The organism is Candidatus Krumholzibacteriia bacterium (assembly GCA_035649275.1).
GTDB lineage: Bacteria > Krumholzibacteriota > Krumholzibacteriia.
Window position 1 is genome coordinate 1 of record DASRJW010000012.1, and the last position, 19,105, is coordinate 19,105.

The 19,105-nt window shown below is 69.4% G+C and carries 20 protein-coding genes; 3 read left to right on the forward strand and 17 right to left on the reverse strand.

What is annotated here, in order from left to right; genetic code table 11:
* From VFE28_00835 to VFE28_00905, 15 genes are all read right to left on the reverse strand, one after another.
* Window positions 1-1,017, reverse strand: a 1,017-nt coding sequence (locus tag VFE28_00835; GenBank protein HZM14520.1) for a transcription antitermination factor NusB, incomplete at its 3' end; no start/stop codon positions are given.
* On the reverse strand, window positions 1,014-1,988 hold the full coding sequence (fmt, locus tag VFE28_00840; protein ID HZM14521.1) for a methionyl-tRNA formyltransferase: 975 nt from the start codon (window positions 1,986-1,988) through the stop codon (window positions 1,014-1,016). The genes fmt and VFE28_00835, both read right to left, overlap by 4 nt.
* Before the next feature lie 3 nt (window positions 1,989-1,991).
* Entirely contained in the window at window positions 1,992-2,579 is a 588-nt protein-coding gene (def, locus tag VFE28_00845; GenBank protein HZM14522.1) for a peptide deformylase, read from the reverse strand.
* A gap of 8 nt (window positions 2,580-2,587) precedes the next feature.
* Window positions 2,588-2,920: a preprotein translocase subunit YajC gene (yajC, locus tag VFE28_00850; protein HZM14523.1), complete on the reverse strand. Its 333-nt coding sequence runs from the start codon at window positions 2,918-2,920 to the stop codon at window positions 2,588-2,590.
* Window positions 2,921-2,952: 32 nt separating this feature from the next.
* Window positions 2,953-4,080 (reverse strand): tRNA guanosine(34) transglycosylase Tgt, encoded by a 1,128-nt coding sequence (tgt, locus tag VFE28_00855; GenBank protein ID HZM14524.1) that lies wholly within the window; start codon window positions 4,078-4,080, stop codon window positions 2,953-2,955.
* Between the two features lie 93 nt (window positions 4,081-4,173).
* Window positions 4,174-5,235 carry a tRNA preQ1(34) S-adenosylmethionine ribosyltransferase-isomerase QueA gene (gene queA / locus VFE28_00860; GenBank protein HZM14525.1) on the reverse strand — a complete coding sequence of 354 codons (1,062 nt, stop codon included), beginning with the start codon at window positions 5,233-5,235 and terminating at the stop codon, window positions 4,174-4,176.
* Between the two features lie 26 nt (window positions 5,236-5,261).
* Window positions 5,262-6,287: a Holliday junction branch migration DNA helicase RuvB gene (gene ruvB, locus VFE28_00865; protein ID HZM14526.1), complete on the reverse strand. Its 1,026-nt coding sequence runs from the start codon at window positions 6,285-6,287 to the stop codon at window positions 5,262-5,264.
* A 19-nt stretch (window positions 6,288-6,306) separates the two neighbouring features.
* The gene (gene ruvA, locus VFE28_00870) at window positions 6,307-6,894 is read right to left on the reverse strand and encodes a Holliday junction branch migration protein RuvA (protein ID HZM14527.1); all 588 of its coding nucleotides are present in this window, start codon (window positions 6,892-6,894) and stop codon (window positions 6,307-6,309) included.
* 51 nt (window positions 6,895-6,945) lie between these two features.
* Window positions 6,946-7,428, reverse strand: coding sequence for a crossover junction endodeoxyribonuclease RuvC (gene ruvC / locus VFE28_00875; GenBank protein HZM14528.1), 483 nt, complete (start codon window positions 7,426-7,428; stop codon window positions 6,946-6,948).
* A gap of 124 nt (window positions 7,429-7,552) precedes the next feature.
* Window positions 7,553-8,299: a YebC/PmpR family DNA-binding transcriptional regulator gene (locus VFE28_00880; GenBank protein HZM14529.1), complete on the reverse strand. Its 747-nt coding sequence runs from the start codon at window positions 8,297-8,299 to the stop codon at window positions 7,553-7,555.
* A gap of 23 nt (window positions 8,300-8,322) precedes the next feature.
* Window positions 8,323-10,380, reverse strand: a complete 2,058-nt coding sequence (locus VFE28_00885) for an elongation factor G (protein HZM14530.1) — start codon at window positions 10,378-10,380, stop codon at window positions 8,323-8,325.
* A 190-nt stretch (window positions 10,381-10,570) separates the two neighbouring features.
* Window positions 10,571-11,131, reverse strand: a complete 561-nt coding sequence (locus VFE28_00890) for a hypothetical protein (GenBank protein HZM14531.1) — start codon at window positions 11,129-11,131, stop codon at window positions 10,571-10,573.
* An 8-nt stretch (window positions 11,132-11,139) separates the two neighbouring features.
* Entirely contained in the window at window positions 11,140-12,339 is a 1,200-nt protein-coding gene (locus tag VFE28_00895; protein HZM14532.1) for a GNVR domain-containing protein, read from the reverse strand.
* A 2-nt stretch (window positions 12,340-12,341) separates the two neighbouring features.
* Window positions 12,342-13,574 carry a glycosyltransferase family 4 protein gene (locus VFE28_00900; protein ID HZM14533.1) on the reverse strand — a complete coding sequence of 411 codons (1,233 nt, stop codon included), beginning with the start codon at window positions 13,572-13,574 and terminating at the stop codon, window positions 12,342-12,344.
* A gap of 207 nt (window positions 13,575-13,781) precedes the next feature.
* Window positions 13,782-14,543 carry an outer membrane beta-barrel protein gene (locus VFE28_00905; protein HZM14534.1) on the reverse strand — a complete coding sequence of 254 codons (762 nt, stop codon included), beginning with the start codon at window positions 14,541-14,543 and terminating at the stop codon, window positions 13,782-13,784.
* A gap of 193 nt (window positions 14,544-14,736) precedes the next feature.
* On the opposite strand from VFE28_00905, the gene VFE28_00910 reads away from it, so the two are divergent.
* Entirely contained in the window at window positions 14,737-16,050 is a 1,314-nt protein-coding gene (locus VFE28_00910) for a CAP domain-containing protein (GenBank protein HZM14535.1), read from the forward strand.
* A 10-nt stretch (window positions 16,051-16,060) separates the two neighbouring features.
* Here the strand turns inward: VFE28_00910 and VFE28_00915 are convergent, their stop codons facing one another.
* Together VFE28_00915 and VFE28_00920 are read right to left on the reverse strand one after the other, a co-directional pair.
* Window positions 16,061-16,705: an HAD-IA family hydrolase gene (locus VFE28_00915; GenBank protein ID HZM14536.1), complete on the reverse strand. Its 645-nt coding sequence runs from the start codon at window positions 16,703-16,705 to the stop codon at window positions 16,061-16,063.
* Between the two features lie 4 nt (window positions 16,706-16,709).
* On the reverse strand, window positions 16,710-17,042 hold the full coding sequence (locus tag VFE28_00920; protein ID HZM14537.1) for a (2Fe-2S) ferredoxin domain-containing protein: 333 nt from the start codon (window positions 17,040-17,042) through the stop codon (window positions 16,710-16,712).
* A 75-nt stretch (window positions 17,043-17,117) separates the two neighbouring features.
* Here VFE28_00920 and VFE28_00925 point away from each other — a divergent pair, with 75 nt between their 5' ends.
* Together VFE28_00925 and VFE28_00930 are read left to right on the forward strand one after the other, a co-directional pair.
* On the forward strand, window positions 17,118-17,525 hold the full coding sequence (locus VFE28_00925) for a Smr/MutS family protein (GenBank protein ID HZM14538.1): 408 nt from the start codon (window positions 17,118-17,120) through the stop codon (window positions 17,523-17,525).
* 71 nt (window positions 17,526-17,596) lie between these two features.
* Window positions 17,597-19,078, forward strand: coding sequence for an oligosaccharide flippase family protein (locus VFE28_00930; protein HZM14539.1), 1,482 nt, complete (start codon window positions 17,597-17,599; stop codon window positions 19,076-19,078).
* Window positions 19,079-19,105: the final 27 nt, after the last annotated feature.

Below are 19,105 nucleotides of genomic sequence, written 5' to 3' on the forward strand. Positions count from 1 at the left end.
CCCGCTACAGGGCGCATCGAGGAGGACGCCATCCGCCGGGGGCAGGCGGAGCGAGCGTGCCTCTCCCACCGCGGCGACGAGCTGCGGCAGTCCGAGCCGCTCTGCATTCGCCCGCAGCCGCCCCACCTTGGCTGCGGTCGTGTCGAAGGCGAGCACCCGGCCGCCTTCCCCCACCCGCTCGGCCAGGTGACCCGCCTTGCCGCCCGGCGCTGCTGCCAAGTCGAGCCACGCTTCACCGGGAGCGGGGGCTGCTTCCTCCACCACCAGAGTGGCGCTCTCGTCCTGCACGCTCGCCTTGCCAGCTTCCACCAGCGCCCGCACGGCGGCGTAGCCAGTCGCCGAGCAGCGCATCGAGCTCGCCGCCCAGCGGCCCACGACGCTGCCAGGAAGGGCGGCGAGGATTTCTTCCTGGGTGGCGCGGCCCGGGTTGGGACGCAGGCAGAGCTGGGGGCGGCGATTGTCGTAATCGCAGAGCGCGCCCGTTTCGCTCGCACCAAAGCGCTGGAGCCAGCGCCGCACGATCCACTCCGGGTGCGAACCGTAGGTCACCAGTTGCTCCAGCGGCGCCGCGCTCCGGTCGGGGAACTGGAGAGTACGGCGCTCTCGCTGCACGGCGCGGAGCACCGCGTTCACCAGCGTGGTGGCGCGCGGACAGACGCGCTTGCTCAACTCGACCGTGGCGTGCACGGCGGAATGCTCGGCCACTTCCGTTTCCAGGAGCTGATAGGCGCCGAGCCGGAGGAGATCGAGGACGTCGCGGTCGAGCGCGGCCGTGGGACGGTCGAGGTGCTGGGTGAGCACGTGGTCCAGCCGGCCGCGGAGTCGCGTGGCGCCGCTGGCGAGCTCTTGGGCGAAACGCCGATCCAAAGAACCGGAAGCGAGGCGCTTGGCCTGGCGCTCCCAGGCGGCTTCCCAGGCCAGGCCGCGCCGAAGAGCCCGCAGCACCTCGAAAGCCGTGCGGCGAGCGCGGTCAGCCTGCCTTCCAGGCACTGTCGAGGGGGGCCTCGCCGACTTCATGTACTTTCTCCCCTGCGGGCGCCATTGCTTTGCATTCCCAGCCTTTGGCCGGGGACCAACCCTCGTCCCTGCACCAGAGTGCGGGCCGGGACCCGCGCCTTGCCAGGCAGCTGCACCTCGAGCAGATCCAGGACGCCTTCGCCGCAGGCGACCTGCACGCCCCGCCGCGGATCCGCCAGGACCACGGTTCCCGGAGCTACCCCGGGGAGAGTGGAGTTCGCGACGCGCACCGCGTGCACTTTGAGTGCCACGCCGGCCCACTCCGTCGTCGTCCCCGGCCAGCCGGCGAAGGCCCGCACCTGACGGGCGATCTGTGCGGCGCTCGCGCCCCAGTCGATGCGACCTTCTTCCTTCCGGAGCGCCGAAGCGTACGTGGCCGCCGTTGCATCCTGCGGCTCGGGCACGAGGCTGCCGGCGACGTAGGCCTCCACGTGTTCCAGGAGCAGCGCCGCCCCCGCGGCAGCGAGACGGGCGGTGAGTTCCGCGCGCGTCGATTCGGGCTCGATCAAAAGCGCCTGCCGGGCGAGCACCGGGCCGGTGTCCACCCCCGCCTCGATCACCATGAGAGAAACACCGGTGCTCGTGTCGCCGGCGAGAAGGGCCCGCTCGATGGGTGCCACCCCGCGCCAGCGCGGCAGCAGCGAGGCATGCACGTTGAGGGCGCCGCGGCGCGCGGTTTCCCAGGTGCTCTGGCGGAGGATCTGTCCGAAGGCGACGACGACGAGCACATCGAGAGCGAGCGGGCGCAGCGAGTCCTCCAGTTGCTGCCGCCCATGGCGAGCCACCGTCACCACGGGCAGATGCAACGCGGTGGCAGCCTCGTGCACTGCCGTCGGCGTCGGCAGGAGTCCCCTGCCGCCGGGCCGCTCGGGCTGCGTGACCACGAGGGCCACTTCGTGCCGGGAAGCCAGGCCCTGCAAGCTGGGGACGGCGAACTCGGGGCTGCCGAGGAAGGCGAGGCGGAGGCGCATGGCCTAGACGCGGGCTGCGGACGCCAGTTGTCGCAGCTTGTTGCGCAGCAACTGCTTCTTCACCAGCGACAGGCGATCGACGAAGAGGATGCCGTTCAGGTGGTCGACTTCGTGCTGCACCACTCGCGCCAGCAGGCCGGCGGCTTCGCGCTCCACCTGGCTCCCGTCGAGAGCGGTGTACCGGAAACGGATCGCCCGTGGCCGCTCGACGCTCTCGGTGATCTCGGGCACCGAGAGGCAGCCTTCCTCGTACGGCACCCGGTCGGGAGAGAACCAGGTGATCTCCGGATTCACCAGCACGAGTTGCGGGCAGAGCTTCTCCCCGGCGTCGTCCTCCGCCACGGCATCGATGACGGCGAGCCGGCGGGAGACGCCAATCTGTGGCGCCGCCAACCCGATGCCGGGCTCGGCGATCATGGTCTCGAACATGTCCTCCACCAGGGGCTTCAGGCTCTCCAGCGGTTCGGTGACGGGCAAGGCTTTCTGCCGGAGCACCGGAGCCCCGTAGGTCAGTACGGTGCGGAGCGCGATGGTTCGAACCTCCCAGCCGGGGCGGCAGGTCGGTCGCCGCCGGTATGCCGATGGTAGCAGATGGCTGCTCAGGACGCTCCGTCACTCTCGGTCTCCGCGCCCGAGGCGAGGACGGAAGCAACGGACGGACGCGCCATCTCGACGCGAACGTTCTCGGCGATCTTCACCACCAGAACGTCGTCGCCGCGAGTGCTGACCACGGTGCCGAAGATTCCGCTCGTGGTGAGGATGCGATCGCCTTTCTTCACCTTCTTGACCATGGCGTCCCGTTCGCGCTGCCGCTTCGCCTGCGGCCGGATGACCAGCAGGTACAGGATCAAGAAGACCAGGAACAGGGACAGGAGAGGGAAGAGAGACACTGCCTGACCCGATTGCGCCAGGATCACTCCGAGCGAATGCATGCGACCTCCGAGCCTTCTTCCCGGCGCTGTCTTCACGCCGCGTCGTAGGCGGCGAAGAAACCCTCCTGCCAGGCGGCGAAGCGCCCGGCCTGGATCGCCGCCCGCATGGCGTGCATCAGCCCCAGGTAGAAGTGCAGATTGTGATACGTCACCAGACGCAGTCCCAGGATTTCCCCTGCCTGGTGCAGGTAGCGGATGTAAGCGCGGCTGTAACGCGCGCACACCCAGCAGCGGCACGCCGGATCGAGCGGCCCCGCCGCGCGGGCGTGTGCCGCGTTGCGGATCACCAGCTTGCCGCGACTGGTGAAGGCCATGCCGTTGCGCGCATTGCGCGTGGGCAGCACGCAATCGAAGAGATCCACCCCGCGGGCCACGCACCACACCAGATCCTCCGGCTTCCCCACCCCCATGAGATAGCGCGGTCGCTCTTCCGGGAGCAAGGTGTCGAGGAGCGCCACCGTTTCCAGCAGCGCCTCTTTCGGCTCCCCCACCGCGAGACCGCCGATGGCATATCCCGGGAAATCGAGGGCACCGAGCTCGTCGGCGGCGCGCTGGCGCAGTTCCTTGTCCGTGCCGCCCTGGATGATCCCGAACAGCGCCTGCGGGTAGTCGTAGGTGCGGAAGTGGGGGCCGAAGACGGCGCGGCAACGCGCCGCCCAGGCGGTGGTGCGCCGCACCGCCGCCAGGTGGCTCCTGCGGTCGGCGTCGGCGGGGAGGCATTGATCGAGGCAGACGACGAGATCGGCGCCGAGGCGCGCCTGCGCCTCCACCGTGCTCTCCGGGGTGAAGCGGTGCGGCGAGCCGTCCAGATGGCTCTTGAAGGTGACGCCGTCCTCGTCCACCACGTTGAGCGCCGAGAGACTGTGCACCTGGTAGCCGCCGCTGTCGGTGAGGAGTGCCCCGGTCCAGGCCATGAAGCGGTGCAGGCCGCCGTGCTCAGCGACGAGATCGGCACCGGGACGGAGCACCAGGTGGTAGGTGTTGGCGAGAGCAATCTCGGCGCCCAGCGCTTCCAGGTCCTCGCTGCCCAGGGTCTTCACCGTCCCCCGGGTGCCCACGGGGAGGAAGGCCGGCGTCTGGACGCTGCCGTGGCCGGTGTGCAGCACACCGCGCCGGGCGCGCTCGTCCCGGGCCAGGAGTTCGAAGCTGATGCGTTCCATCGCCGCCCGGGCGTACCTCCTGATCGACGGGCCCAGAGCGCCGCAACCCGATGCGTGCCGAAGCGCTGCGGTCGGCCCTGCCCGGCGCAGATCCTACTCGATCAGCATGGCGTCGCCATAACTGAAGAAGCGGAGTCGCCGGGCCACGGCCTCGGCGTAAGCGCGGCGGATCGCTGTGCGTCCGGCGAAGGCGTCGACCAGGAGAAGGAGCGTCGAGCGCGGCAAGTGGAAGTTGGTGAGCAAGGCGTCGACGCGGCGAAAGTCGAAGGGCGGATGGATGAAGAGCCGCGTCCGGCCGCGGAGCCATTCCCCTTCGACACGCACCGCCACGGCGTCGCCGACAGCGCCCTCCTCCCACAAAGCGAGGGACTCCAGCACCCGCGTCGCCGTGGTGCCGACGGCGACGACACGGCCGCCGGCCTGGCGCGTGGCGCGACAGCGCTCGAGGACGGCACGCTCCACCTCGAAGCGCTCCCAGTCCATGCGGTGCTGGAGCGGATCGCTGCTCCGGAGCGGAGCGAAGGTTCCCGGGCCGATGTGGAGTACGAGCGTCGCCGAGGAGATGCCGCGGCGGGCGAGGGCGTCCAGCAATTCCGGCGTGAAGTGCAGGCCCGCGGTCGGGGCAGCGACGCTTCCCTCCACCCGGGCGAACACGGTTTGATAGGCCTCGGCATCGCCCGGTTCTGCCTGGCGGCGAATGTAAGGCGGCAGCGGCAGCGTTCCGAGCCGGTGCGCCACCTCGAGTCCGCTCTTGCCGGCGCCGAAATCCAGCAGCCGGCGTCCTGCTTCGCCGACGCCGGTGACGGAAATCTCGCTGCCGTCGGCGAGGCGCAGCCGGGCGCCGGGGCGGAGCGACCGGGCCGGGCGCGCCAGGGCCCACCAGCGCTGCGCTGTTTCGGGCTCGACGAGGAGGAGCTCGCACCTCCCGCCGGTTTCGGCGCGTTCCGCCAGCAGACGCGCCGGGAGGACGCGACTCGCGTTCAGCACCAGCAGATCTCGCGGGCGCAGCAGCTCTGGCAACGCGTCGAAGCGCCGCACCTGGAGCGCCGCGCTGGCGCGGTGCAGATGCAGCAGATTGCAGGCGTCGCGCTGTGCCGCCGGGACTTGCGCGATGAGTTCGGCGGGGAGATCGAAGTCCAGATCCTCGAGCCGCATGCGTGCTGGCCGGCTGTCGGAGTGCTTCAACCGAACAGACCACCGCTCGCGCTGCCGCGCCGGATCCCCAGGTGCTCGTAGGCGAGGGGCGTCGCCTCCCGCCCGCGAGCGGTGCGCGCGACGAAGCCTTCTTGGATGAGGAACGGTTCGTACATGTCCTCGAGGGTCTGCTCGTCTTCCGAGAGCGCGGCGGCGAGGGTGGAAACGCCGACGGGCCCGCCGCCGAACTTCTCGATGATCGTGCGCAACAAGCGCCGGTCCATGTCGTCCAAACCGCGTTCGTCGATGTCGAGGCGCTGCAAGCTGTAGCGGGCGACGTCGAGATCCACCACGCCCTGGTGCTCCACCTCGGCGAAGTCCCGGGCGCGTCGCAGCAAGCGGTTGGCGATGCGCGGCGTGCCGCGGGCGCGGCGGGCGATCTCGTCCGCCGCTTCGGGGGCGACCTCGATCTCTAGCAGGCCGGCGGAACGGATGACGATGCGGCGCAGCTCTTCTTGGCTGTAGTAGTCGAGACGGATCACCAGGCCGAAGCGGCTGCGGAGTGGCCCGGTGAGCAGGCCCGCCCGCGTGGTGGCGCCGACGAGGGTGAAGGGCTCGAGGGCCAGGCTGTAGTGGCGGGCGTTCGGCCCCTTGTCCACGATGAGCTCGCAGCGGCGCTCTTCCATGGCGGGGTAGAGATGCTCCTCCACCACGCGGCTCAGGCGGTGGATCTCGTCGATGAACAGCACCTGACCCGGCTTCATATGGGAGAGGACGGAGAGGAGATCCGCGGCGTTGGTGAACACTGGCCCCGAGGTCACCTTGATGGGCGCCTCCATGGCCCGCGCCAGAATGTGGGCCAGCGTCGTCTTGCCGAGACCAGGTGGACCGGAGAGGAGTACGTGATCCAGGGGCTCGCCGCGTCCGCGGGCCGCCTGGATGAAGACGCGCAGGTTTTCCTTCACCCGCTCCTGGCCGACGTATTCCTCCAGCGTGACCGGCCTGAGGCGGGCTTCACTCTGCAGCTCTTCTTCCCCGGGTTCGGGGCTCACGAGACGCACAGGACGCGGCATGCTTCCTCCCCAGGCGCGCTCAGCGGTGCGCCGACTGCAGCGCTGCCTTGACGATGTCCTCGACCCGCGGCGCGGCGCCGAGGGCGCGGCGGTCGACCTTGTCCACGGCCTCGCGCGCCGAGCGTGGCGTCAAACCGAGCGAGGCGAGGGCGAGCATGGCCTCCTCGAAGACGGCGCCACCGTCCATCTGGGCGGCCGCCGGCGGCACCGCCACCAGCTTGCCCTGCAGCTCCAGCACCAGCCGCGCCGCCGTCTTGCGCCCGACGCCGGGGATGCGGACGAGATAGGCTTCGTCGCCGTCGCGCAACGCCCGCTCCAGCTCCTCCAAGGGAGCGCTGGAAAGCAGCGTGAGCGCGAGACGCGGGCCGACGCCGTTCACCCCGAGGAGCAAGAGAAAGAGCGCCCGCTCGCGTTCGCTGTGGAAACCATAGAGGGCGAGCTGATCCTCGCGGACGTGCAAATAGGTGACCAGGGACAACTCTTCGCCGAGGGCAGGGAGCAGCGCCGCCGTCCGTGCCGAGACATGCAGGCCGAGACCGACCGCGCCCACGTCCACCACCACCTGGGGCTCCCGCGCCAGCAAGCGCCCGCGCACGCTCAGGATCATCGTGCAGCTCCCTCGGCACCCTCGGTCGTCGTTCGCACCGGAAGCATTCCCTCATTCGTAGACGCGCAACGGTCGCCGCGCTTCGAGCAGGCAGATCGCCGCCGCCAGGGCATCCGCAGCGTGATCCGAGGCTTCGACCTCCGCGCCGAGGAGGCGCGCCACCATGAACTGCACCTGTTCCTTGCCGGCGGCGCCGTTCCCGGTCACCGCCTTCTTCACCAGCGCCGGAGCGTACTCCTCCAGATCCAGACCGTGCGCCGCCGCCGCCAGCAGACAGACGCCCCGAGCGTGTCCCAGGGCGAGGGCGCTGCGGGCGCTGCGATGGTGGAAGAGGTTCTCGACCGCGCAGGCGGCGGGCGACCAGGTGACGATGAGACGGGTGAGCTCGCGGTGCAGGCGCACCAGGCGCTCGGCGAGCGTTCCGGAGCCGAGGGCGATGACGCCGGCATCGAGGCGCACCAGGCGATCGCCGTCGGCGTCGACCACGCCGTAACCCGTGCTCTTCGTCCCCGGGTCGATCCCCAGTGCCCGCATCGCCACCCCCGCCACCACCTCCGGGCCTCTCCCTGTCACGGTCCGAAATCGCGCCCCTGCCTCAACCGCCGGGTCGTGCAACGGGTCGATCGCTGCGTCCCCGGCGCCTGAGTCGAAGGCGGCGTCACTCGGCCTTCGCCATCTCCTCGGCGGAGATGTCGAAGTTGGCGTAGATCTTCTGCACATCGTCCAGCTCTTCCAGAAGATCCACGAGGCGGAGCATCGTCTGCGCCGGCTTGCCCTCGAGCGGCACGGTCAGCGAGGGCAGGCGGGAGACCTCCGCCGTTTCCACCGCGATACCGGCGGCCTTGAGCTTCTCCGCCACGCTCACCACGTCACCCGGGGCGGTGAGCACCTCGTACATCTCCGGGTCGCTGCGCACGTCCTCGGCGCCCGCTTCCAGTGCCGCCGCCATGAGCGTGTCCTCGTCGAGCTTGCCGCGCTCGACGAGGATGGTGCCGCTGATGCTGAACAGGTGGTTGACCGCGCCTGCCGCGGCCAGCTTGCCGCCGTTACGGTCGAGCACGTGCCGCACCTCGCCGACGGTGCGGTTGCGGTTGTCCGTCAGCGTCTCGATGAGGAGCGCCACGCCGCCGGGCCCGTAGGCCTCGTAGATCACCTCTTCGTAGTGCACGCCCTCCAGCTCGCCGGTCCCCTTCTGGATGGCGCGCTTGATGTTGTCCGCTGGCATGTTGGCGTCCCGCGCCTTGGCGACGGCGAGACGCAGCCGGGGGTTGCCCTCCAGGTCGCCGCCCCCCATGCGGGCCGCCACCGTGACTTCCTTGATCAGCTTGGAGAAGAGCTTGGAACGCTGGGCGTCTTTGGCGCCCTTCTTGCGCTTGATCGTGCTCCATTTGGAATGACCCGACATGGCCCACCCACCCGTTTCCGCTCTCAGGCTTCGGCCTGGGCTGCAGCCTTGTGTCCGGCGATGATGCCCTCCGCGATCTCTCGCGGCACTTCCTCGTAGTGGGAGAACTCCCGCGTGTGCCCGGCCCGGGCCTGCGTCAGCGAGCGCAGCACCATGGCGTAATCGTAAAGCTGCGCCAGCGGCACCTCGGCGCGCAGCACCTGCTCGTGCCCCTCCTGGTCCATACCGAGGATGCGGCCGCGGCGTGACGACATGTCCCCCATCACGTGCCCCATGTAATCCTCGGGAACCCGCACCGTCACCTTGTAAATCGGTTCCAGGAGCACGGGCTTGGCCTTGGGGAAGGCGAGCTTGAACGCCTGGGCGCCGGCGATCTTGAACGCCGCCTCGGAGGAGTCCACGTCGTGGTGCTTGCCATCATCCACCGTGACCCGGAGGTCGACGACCGGATAGCCCGCCATCACGCCTTCCTGCATGGCCTCGCGCACTCCCTTTTCCACCGCCGGGATGAAACGGTTGGGGATGACGCCGCCGACCACGCCGTCGACGAACTCGAAGTTCGCGCCCCGCGGGCGCGGCTCCAGCACCAGGTGCACCTCGCCGAACTGGCCCCGGCCGCCGGTTTGCTTCTTGTGGCGATAGCGTTCGTCGGCCTTGCCCTTGATCGTCTCGCGGTAGGGGGTCTTCGGCGGCTCGGTGTCGACTTCCACGTTGAACTTGCGCTTCAGCTTGGCGAGCACGATGGCGGCGTGCGAGTCCCCCTGGGTCATGAGCAGGGTCTGGTGCGTCTCCGGGTGCACCATGACCTTGAAGCCCAGATCTTCCTCGTGCAACCGCTGCAAGCCCCCGGCCAGCTTGTCCTCGTCCCCCTTGCTGCGGGACTTGATGGCGACGAAGGTGAGCGGCTCGGGCAGGGCCGGGAACGGCACCAGCGTCTTGTGATTGCGATCGCAGAGCGTGTGCCCCACCCGGGTGTTGCGGAGTTTCACCGCCGCACCGATCTCGCCCGCGCTCAGCTCCTCGGCGTCGAGGCGCTGTTTGCCTTGCAACAAGAAGAGCGGTCCCACCCGCTCCGACTCGCCGTTGCTCGCATTGAGCACGTCCATCCCGGGAGCCAACTTGCCGCTCCACACCCGCACGAACACGTAGTCGCCCACGTTGCTCTCCGAAAGGGCGCCGAAGGCCAGGGCCTGGAGCCACTGCGTGGCCGCCGCACTCGCCGTGGCGCCGTCGCTGCTCGGCGGCCCCATGGGTGCGGGGGCGAAGCGCGCCAGCGCCTCCAGGAGCGACGCCACGCCGCGCAGGTCGCCGCCGCAGAGCGGCACCGCCGGGACCACCGTGCCGGCGGCGATACCCTTGGCGAGGCCGGTGTGGAACTCCTCGTCGGAGAGCTCGCCGGTGTCGAGGAACTTCTCCACCAGGGCATCGGAGGTTTCCGCCGCCGCGTTCATCAGGGCCTCGCGTGCCGCCGCCACCGCGCCGCTCATCGCGCCGGGGAGCTCGGTGTCGCGGACGCCGTCTTTTTCGAAGAGGAAAGCCTTGCCGTCCACGACGCTCACCAGGCCGCGGAATGGGGCGCCGTCGCCGAGCGGCAGGAAGAGCGGCACGATCTTGGGGGAGAGCCGCTGCTGCAGCTTCCCCACCACCTTGGCGAAATCGGCGTGCTCCTTGTCCATCTTGTTGACGACGACGAAGCGGGGCTTGTCGAGCCGGTCCAGGAGCCGCCAAGCCCGCTCCGCGCCGGGTTCGACGTCGGTGTCGGACTTGACGAAGAGGAGCGCCGTTTCCACCGCTGCCACCGCGCTGAGTCGTTCGGCGACGAAGTCGTCGTAGCCCGGAGTGTCCACGAAATGGAACCGGTGCCCCTTCCAGTCCACCGCCAGCAGCTTCGCCTTCACCGTGAGCCGCCGTTCCACTTCCTCCGGTGTGAAGTCGAGGTTGGAGTTGCCTTCGTCCACCCGGGCGAGACGCGACGCCTGGCCGGAGAGGAAGAGCACGGCCTCGAGGAAACTGGTCTTGCCCGTGTCCTGATGGCCGAGCAAGGCGAAGTTGCGGATCTTGTCGGTGGCGACTTTCTTCAAGAGCGCGCCTCCTCGGCATCGAGACCGGCGAGCGAGCGTGACGTTGGATGCGCGGTACGGCGGGAGGTCTCCCGAGTCCGGCCGGCGAGTCTAGCATCGGGTTCTTCGCAGTGTCAACGCGAGCGCCCGCGTATCTCCCTGGCGGAACTTCGGTTGCGGAGTCGGCGCGGAAACTTGGGTGGGGCGCTCTTCAGCGGCGGGCCAAGGGATCAGGACGGGGGGTGAAGAGTGCGGCGCCGACCGAGTCGGCGAGACCACGGCCGAGCGTTTCCGCCGTGTGCGCGCGGGCGGTGAAGGCGCGGAGCCGTGTTTCCTCCGCCACCTGCCACACTTCGGCGCTGCCTTGCCAGCCGTCGCCTTCGTTCTGCAGCTGCGCGGTGACGAAGTAGGTCACGTTGAGATTGCGCGTCGCCCGCATCCAGCGGCGCGGGTCGGGTGGCAGCGGCGCACCGAGCACGGCCTCGGCCCGCAGACGCACCGGTTCCGCGGCGACCAGAGTGAGCTCCCGCTGCGCCGCCAAGCCCGCCCTCAAGCCGGCTTCGAACGCCTGCCCCGCTGCCGCGGGCACCGCGGCCAGGTCGAGGGGCCCGAGCGCCACCTTGAGATCCCGGGTGTGGTTGAAGAAGGTGCGTTCCGCCGGCGCTTGCAGGATGCCGAAGAGCACCGCCGCCATCGCCACCCACAGGCTCGGCAACCAGAGCACGGCGCCGCGTTCGTAACAGAGCAGGCGCAGCAGCCAGCGCTCCCCCACGGCTCGCCTCACTTGACGAGGAGCCGCTCGAGGCTGCGGATCCAACCGGGCATGCGCGCCCACTCGGCGCGCAGGGCCGCCAACCGCGCCGCCTCTGCCGCGTCCGCCCGGCGTTCGCGCAGCTTCTCCACGCACACCGCCAGGATGCCGATCCAAGCGCTCGCGGCCAGCGCCGCCACCAGCACGATGCGCACCCGCTTGGGGTAGACGCGCTCGGTGCTCGGCACCGCCCAGTCGAGGACGGAGAGGACGTGGGTGTTCTTCTGTTCCTCGATGCGGGCCTGCTCGAGCTGCTGCAGCAGCATGGTGTACAACGCCGTCTGCAACTTCACCTCGCGCAGCAAGCGCAAGTACTGCAGCGACAGATCCGGCACCTCCCCGAAACGGGGGAAGAGCTTCTCCTCGCCCGTGGTGGGCAGGCTCTGCGGATCCACCCCCAGCAGGTTGGCATACTGCTCCCGCAGCACCCGGAGCTCCGTTTCTCGGGAGCGCAGCTCCACAGATCCCGGCAGGGCGTGCTGCCGCACCACGCCCAGCTCTACTTCCTTGGCCAGGATCTGCCCTTGCAGACCCGCCGCCATCTCCAGAGCGCCCTCGGTTTGAGAATCGATCTCGATGGCGCCGTGGCGGAGCTGGAAGTCGCGCAAGGCTTCTTCCGCCTTCGCCAGGTCGGCGCTGCTGCGTTCCACCTGGGCTTGCACGTACTTCCCCGTTTCCGCGGCGCGACTGCTGTTGAACTCCTGGATGAAGGAGTCGAGGTTGCGCACCAGGCCGTTGGTGATGCCGGCGGCCCGCGCGGCGTCGGTGTCCTCGTACCCCACGAGCAGGATGCCCTCGTCGGTGTACTTGAGGAAGGTGCGCCGGCGCAGCATCTCGATGTCCTCGTCGTCGTCGCGGCCGCGGAGCAGCGGGCGCAAGGCGAACTCATCCAGGATCTTCACCCCCATCTTGCGACTGCGGACGATGGCGGCGTAGAGCGTCGGCAGGAACGGTGTGGTGGTGCCGCCGGGCACGGGGACCTGGTACTGCTGCAACAGGCTCGACAGGGTGCCGAAAGCCGGGTTGTCCACCGGCGGCAGGATCGAGGCTTGGGAGTAGTAGCGCGGCGTCAGCGTCAGGGTGACCCCCGCAGCCACCACGGCGGCGAGGAACGCGAAGGCGAGCAGGGGCCGGCGCCAGCGAAGGAGAATGCGCAGGAGATCAAGCATGCTCACCGGTTCTCGGCGACGACTTGCCGCAACAGGGCGAAGTAGGCACCGGCGAGCCGGTCGCGACAGTAGTGGCGTCGCACGTAACTGCGACCGTTGCGGCCCAAGCGGTCGGCCAGGGCCGGATCCTGGAAGAGCGTGAGGATCGCTTCTGCCAGTTGCTGCGGGTCCTCCGGGGCCACGCACAGACCCGCCTCTGCCCGCTCCACCGCGATCTGGGCCTCGCCCTCCACCCCCAGGATCACCGGCCGGGAGCAGCCCATGATCTCGAAGAGCTTCGACGGCAGCACTTTCTGGAACAGCTCCTTGCGTCGCAGCGGCACGAGGGAGACATCCGAGGTGGCGAGGTAATAGGGAATGCGCTCGCGCGGCTGCACGCCGAGGAAGTGCACGTTCGGGAGCGCCAGCTCACCAGCGCGCTCCACCAAGCGCTCCCGCTCCGCCCCATCGCCGACGAAGAGGAAGGCGATGTCCGGCAGCTGCCGCAGGCGATCGGCACAATCGAGAACCGTGTCCAGCCCATGCGCCAGGCCGTGCGTGCCGATGTAGGAGACCACGAACTTACGACCCAGATCGAGGTTCTCGCGAATGCCGTTGAACTTCTCCAGATCGCGGAAGACCTCGCTGTCGGCGCCGTTGGGGATGATGACGATCTTCTCCGGCTCCACGCCGCGACGCACGAGTTCCGTCTTCGTCGAATGCGCCACGCCGACGATGCGCACCGCCTGCCGGTACAACAGCATCTCCAGTCGCTGCAGGGTCCGCAGCAGCAGTCCTTCGCGCAGCACACCGAGTGCGGCGATGGAATCCGGCCACAGATCACGCACCTCGAAGACGAAGGGGACGCCGCGCCAGCGGCTGGCGACCCAGCCCGACAGACCCACCAGGAACTGCGGCGAGGTGGCGATGACGATGTCCACCGGACCGGCACGTCGCACACCGAAGCAGAGCGAGCTGCACATGAAGGAAACGTAGTTGAGGCTGCGGCGCCAGAAGCCGCGATTCGCCGCCGGATAGATCCAGGTGCGCAGCACCCGGATGCCGTCCAAGTGTTCCTCGAAGAGCCGACCGCGCCGATAGCGCTCGGGCACGACGCCGGTGGGATGGTTGGGGACGGCGGTGACGACGGTGACTTCGGCGCCGAGCTGCACCCACCGGCGCGCCAATTCGTACGTGCGCGCCGCTGGTGCGCCCATCTCGGGCGGGAAGTATTGGCTGATGAAGAGGACACGCATCTTCGGGAGGACCCCTTGCCTCCTGCCGTGGCCCATGGTCAGCCCGGTGCGGTCGATCGGACCGCGGGGCTTCTGGGCTCGAGATCCGGCCGGTGAGCACCGAGCCGGTCGTTAGCGAAGTGCGCTAGGTCCTCCTGCCGGAGCGCGGGGTGCCCCTATCCTAGTGGCCCCCCTAGCCCCTGGCAAGCAACTCCACTGCCAACTCCTCTAGTGGATCCGCATCTGGAAGCCCAGGCTGACCACGAGATCGTGCTGGCGCGTCGGCTGGGAAACGGCAACCGCCCGTCCGACATCCCGGTAGGACATGATCTGCCACGAATCCGGACCGGCGAACTGGTTGTCGAAATGGAAGTTGTAGACGTAGTCTCGGACTTCGGCGCGGATCTGGAGGGTGTTGTTGGCTCGAAAGTTCATGCCGCCGCCAAAAACCAGCGTGCCGTTGCTGACGGGATCGGTGTTCAGCGGGCCCTTCTGGCGCAGGTTGATGATCTGGCCTCCCACACCGCTCAGCAGGAAGGGGTGGCAGTCCTTCCAGACCCCCATGTGATAGGCCAGGTTCACGCCGTAGCGGAAGATGCGCGCGTCCATCGTGGTGGTCTCGTACTGCGGCTCCTGGGTGGGCTCCTCCAGATGCTCCAGCAGCTTGATGGCGAACACCGAGACGCCGTAGTTGCCCTCGACCTCCGCCGCCAGACGCCGGGTCAGGTTGTAGGCATAACGCAACCCGACGCTGAAGCCAGGGTCGAGGCGCATCTCCGTGCTCACCGGATTGGCGCTGGCGTTCTCCTCCGGCGGCAGGGGCTGGATGCCGAATGCGATGGGAGTCGTCGTGCTGAGGAGATTGTCGGTGGCGAAAGTCGCACCGACGGAGGGCATGATGCTGTGCTGGCCGGGAACGAGCTGGGCCGCAGCCGCCCCGGGAAGGAACAGCGAGAACGCCACGAGAACACCCGAGCGGAGAGACCCCACGCCTCGACTCCCAGAGAAGGTTGCCCCGCCGTGGCTCGTGCTGCCTCTCCCGTCCCCCGGGCTTCCCTGCGCGTCGCCCGGTCCAGGCTGGGTCGCGGAGCTCCGTAAGATGGCACATGAAACGCAGTCGTGCAACCGGGAGGGGCGCGCCGCTGGCACACCTCGTGAAACAACCGGACCCCGGAGGTGCCTCGTGCGCTCGCAGCCGCTGCGGATTCCCCCAGCCTTTTCGCGCTCGTTCGGCCCCGCCGGTCGAGGCCCGCTGCTCTGGTTCCTCTGGGGGATCCTTGTTCTCGTCTCCACCTTGGCAGGGATCGCGGCGCCCCCGGGTGCCGACGTCCGTGGCGTCGAGGCCCGGCTCGGCGAGCTCGTCCGCGACCGGGTCTCGCAGCGCAACGGCTGCCGACTGCAGATGGACCCGGAGCTCTGCGCCGCGGCCCGGGAGTGGAGCGAGCTCGTCGCCGCGGGCGTCGTCAGTGACGGCCACGAGCTCCTGCGCTCCTCGCTCTCGGCGCGCGGGATTCTCGACCCGTTTCCCTACGTATTCTATGGCTCCGCTCCACCCGAGCGCTTCGACGAGATCGAGACGCGCCTGCGCGCCCAACTTCTGCGCCTGCCCGAGGCCGAGGCCAAGCTGTACACGCACCTCGGCGTCGGTCTGCACGAGCACACGACCCGCCGCTACTTGGTGCGGCGCACCGAGTGGTTCGTCACCGTCCTCCTCACCCAACGCGCCGTGAGCTTCTCCCCCTTGCCAGGCGATCCCCGCCCCCGGGAGCGCTTCCTCTTCGAAGGCGAGGTGTACCCGCCCTACCGGGAACCGAAAGTGTTGCTCACCCGTCCGGATGGGAACACCGAGGTCCTGGAGAACTACGCCCTCGAGCCGCGCCGCTTCCGCACCTACCTCTGCTTCGGCACCCAGCCGGGGGAGTATCAGCTCGAGGTCATGGGTCGTTACGACATGGGCCCGCGCGTGCTCGGCCTGGCCAGCTTGTGGCTGCGGGACGATGCCGGTCCGAGCCACTATGATGTGCTCCTCGCTGCCGCGCGCCAAGGCACCTTGCAGCCCACACCGCCCCGTCCCAGCTTCGACCCACCCCGCGACGAGCGCCAGGCGGAAGAACAGCTGCTGGCGCTCCTCAACCGCGACCGCAACCGCGCCGGCGCCGGAGCGTTGCAGGAGCTCCCCGAGCTTTCCCGCGTCGCCCGCTCGCACAGCACCGAGATGCGCGACCGGGGTTACTTCGCTCACGTGTCGCCGCGCACCGGCCGTCTCGTCGATCGGGCCGAAGACGCAGGCATCGCCTACCGCCGGATCGGGGAAAACATCGCCGTCGGCGGCAGCGTCGAGGAAGCCCAGGAAGCGCTCATGCGCAGCCCCGGGCACCGCATGAATCTCCTCGATCCGGAATTCAGCCACGTCGGTGTGGGCGTTGCCTTCGACGTGGATTCCCAGGGACGGCGTCGCGTCTTCGTCACCGAAAACTTCCTCGTCCCGCCGCCGTAGCAGGTCCCCCTCAGGCGCCAGGTGGCGACAACGCCAACCACTCCCAGAGGTCCGAAGGCGAGCCCAACCGCCGGGCGCCGATGTCGCTCGCGGTCACGCCGCGGGCGAACCAGGTGGCGAGCGCCGCGGCGGCCCCGGCTGCGGCCGCCGCCTGCAGGTCGAGAGGCGAGTCCCCCACCACCAGAGTCTCCCCGGCGCGGCGACCGAGCTGCTGCAGCAAGAGCAGGATCCCGTCGGGCGCCGGTTTAGGACGGGCCTCGTCACCGGCGACGACCGCATCGAAGTGGTCCTGTAACGCTGTCGCCCGCAGGAGCAGGTGCGCCGAGTCCTTGCCGCGCCCCGTGAACAGCCCCCGGGAGACTCCGGCGCGCCGGCACGCCTCGAGGAGCGGCGGCACGGCGGCATGGAGGCGCACTTCGTGGGCGTGCTCGGCGTAGTAGTGCTGCAACCGGGCGTAGGCCGCGTCGGCGTCCGCCGCTCCCACGAAGCTGCGCAGGATGATGCGCTCGTCGGGGCCAAAGCGAGCGTGGATGGCGCCGTCGTCCGGTGGGGCGACGAAGGGCTGGCAGGCGTGGCGGACGGCGGCGAAGGTGTAAGCGTGCGAATCGAGCACGGTGCCGTCGAGATCGAGGATGAGACAGCGGTACGGGAGCATCGGGTCAGCGGGCGGGATCGGGAGCGTCCCGCAGACGCAGCCGCTCCACCACCTCGCCGCGGAGCACGTGGCGTTCGAAGATCTCGTCCACGTCCGCCAGCGTCACCCCGCCATACCACACGCCCTCGGGGTAGACGACGATGGTGATGCCCCGTTCGCACTGGTCGAGACATCCAGCCTGGTTGGCGCGGACGCGCCCGGCGAGGCCGTGCTCGTGGATGAGGCGCTTCAAGCGGGCGCGCACCTCGCGGGAGCCTTTGGCCGAGCAGCAGCCGCGGGGATGACCCTCGGCGCGCTCGTTCTCGCAGACGAAGAGATGACGTTCGAACTGGGGCAAGAGGCCTCCAAGTCCGTGAGCATAGCAAACCGCGCCGCGCCCCCGCTGCCGTTCCCGCCCTCGTAGAATGGCTCCATGCTCTGGCTCGTCGCCACCCTCCTCCTCGTGGCCGGCCTTGCCTGGCTCGGACGCCGCTTCCTCGGCGCGCCGCCGCCGCCGCCGCCGCCACCTCTCGAGTCGGTTCCCGACGACGTGCCTGCAGTCGTCACCGTCGAAGACAGCCTCGATCTGCACGGCGTCCCGCCCCGCGAGGTGGCCGAACTCGTCGATACCTTCCTCGACACCGCTTGCCTCCAAGGGCGGCGGCAAGTGCGCATCGTCCACGGCAAGGGGATCGGCGCCATGCGCCGCACGGTCCGTGCCCGACTGGCGCGACACCCTGGCGTTCTCGCCTTCGCCGACGCACCGCCGCCCAGCGGCTGGGGCGCCACGGTCGTGGAGCTCGGCCCTCCCGCTGTTGCGCCGCCCCAGGGTTCCGACTAGGGTGGGCCGCGTTCGCCGGCGCGGCGCCCGTCGCGCCGCCGTCGCCTCGATGGGACTCGGTGGGGAGAGCCGTGAGCCTGGCACGCACCGTGGCGTGGAATTCGGGAGTGCAGGTGGGCGGTCGGCTCGTCGGCCTGCTGGCGTCCCTCTTCTTCAACGCTCTCCTCATCCGCCACTTGGGGATCGCCACCTTCGGACAGTTCACCGCCGCCTCGGTGTACGTCGGCCTGTTCATGATCCTCGGCGAGTCCGGCCTCTACCTGGTGTCGGTGCGCCGCGCCATGCAGGAGCCGGAGTTGCGCGGCCGCATCCTCGGCACCGCTCTCGGCCTGCGACTGCTGTGGACCTGCATCCCCCTCGGTCTCGCCTTCGCCATCGCCCAGTGCATCCCGGTGCAGCGCTTCCCCACCTATCAACCGGTGGTCAAGCTCGTCATCGGCATCGTGGCGTTGAACGAGTACATTCGCCTGCTGTCGCAGTTCCTCACCGCCGTCTTCCGCATGCACCTGCGCATGGATCTCGCCGTCATCGGCGAAGTGGGTTCGCGCCTGGTGGCTCTCGCCGGCATCCTCCTGGTGGTGCATGCCGGCGGCGGCCTGGTCTCGGTGGCGTTGGCCTTCCTCGCCGCCAACGCCGTCAACTTGGCCTACGCCTGGGTGATGGCACAGCGCCTCGAAGGCTTACGGCCGCAGCTGCACCGGCCCGTGGTCGGCGGCCTGCTGCGGGAATCCGTCGTCGTCGCCGGCGTCCTGGTGCTGAGCTTGCTGCGCTTGCAGGTCGGCACCTTCCTGCTCTCCCTGCTGCGCCCCGCGGAGGACGTCGGTGTCTACGGTGTGGCGATCAAGGTGCACGAGGTGTTGGTCACTTTCCCCGGGCTCTTCATCGCCCTCCTCTATCCCGTCTTGTCCCGCCTCGCCTCGGAGGACGCGGCCAAGTTGCGCCACACTTTCCAGCGCACCTTCGACGTCATGGTGCTGGCGGGAGTCGCGGTGGGGCTCGAGATCGTGGTGCTGGCGCCACACATCACCGCCGTCCTGGGCGAGACCCGGGCGACGCTGCCGTTACGAATCCTGGCACTCTCCCTGCCCTCGGTCTTCGTCGGCATGAGCTTCTCGCACCTGTTGCTGGCCGAGGGCCGGCAGGCAATCATCCTGCGTCTCTACTCCTGTCTGGCACTGGCGAGCCTCGCCGCCAACGCCCTCCTCATCCCGCATTACTCCTACGTCGCCGTGGCGACCACGAGCGCGGTGATGGAAACCCTCGTGCTCTTGTCGCTCTGCACCTATTGGTGGCGGCGGGGCATGCAGGTGCAGCTGCGCGTCCTCTGGGCCGTGCCCCTCGCCGCCGCGATCGGTTCGGGGCTGCTCCTCCTGGAGCGCTCCGTCCTTCCGAGTGAGGCGCTGACGCTTCCTGCCCGCGTCGCCGTGCTTCTCGTCGCCGGCACCCTGGCCTTCGCTCTCTTCCTCGGCGCTGCCTGGCGCTGCGGTCTGGTGCAAACCGCGCTGTGGCGCAGTCTGCTGCCGGGCTCGGCGCGGGGCGCGGCAGTACGTTGAGCCGCTCCAGGGCATCTGCTAGCGTCC

Bases quoted from the DNA above. Each gene is read 5' to 3' on its own strand.
- VFE28_00880 (HZM14529.1), bottom strand. From the start codon at position 8,299: ATGTCGGGTCATTCCAAATGGAGCACGATCAAGCGCAAGAAGGGCGCC.
- queA (HZM14525.1), bottom strand. From the start codon at position 5,235: ATGCGGCTCGAGGATCTGGACTTCGATCTCCCCGCCGAACTCATCGCG.
- VFE28_00900 (HZM14533.1), bottom strand. From the start codon at position 13,574: ATGCGTGTCCTCTTCATCAGCCAATACTTCCCGCCCGAGATGGGCGCA.
- tgt (HZM14524.1), bottom strand. From the start codon at position 4,080: ATGGAACGCATCAGCTTCGAACTCCTGGCCCGGGACGAGCGCGCCCGG.
- yajC (HZM14523.1), bottom strand. From the start codon at position 2,920: ATGCATTCGCTCGGAGTGATCCTGGCGCAATCGGGTCAGGCAGTGTCT.
- VFE28_00895 (HZM14532.1), bottom strand. From the start codon at position 12,339: ATGCTTGATCTCCTGCGCATTCTCCTTCGCTGGCGCCGGCCCCTGCTC.
- ruvC (HZM14528.1), bottom strand. From the start codon at position 7,428: ATGCGGGCACTGGGGATCGACCCGGGGACGAAGAGCACGGGTTACGGC.
- ruvB (HZM14526.1), bottom strand. From the start codon at position 6,287: ATGCCGCGTCCTGTGCGTCTCGTGAGCCCCGAACCCGGGGAAGAAGAG.
- VFE28_00915 (HZM14536.1), bottom strand. From the start codon at position 16,705: ATGCTCCCGTACCGCTGTCTCATCCTCGATCTCGACGGCACCGTGCTC.
- ruvA (HZM14527.1), bottom strand. From the start codon at position 6,894: ATGATCCTGAGCGTGCGCGGGCGCTTGCTGGCGCGGGAGCCCCAGGTG.
- fmt (HZM14521.1), bottom strand. From the start codon at position 1,988: ATGCGCCTCCGCCTCGCCTTCCTCGGCAGCCCCGAGTTCGCCGTCCCC.
- VFE28_00925 (HZM14538.1), top strand. From the start codon at position 17,118: ATGCTCTGGCTCGTCGCCACCCTCCTCCTCGTGGCCGGCCTTGCCTGG.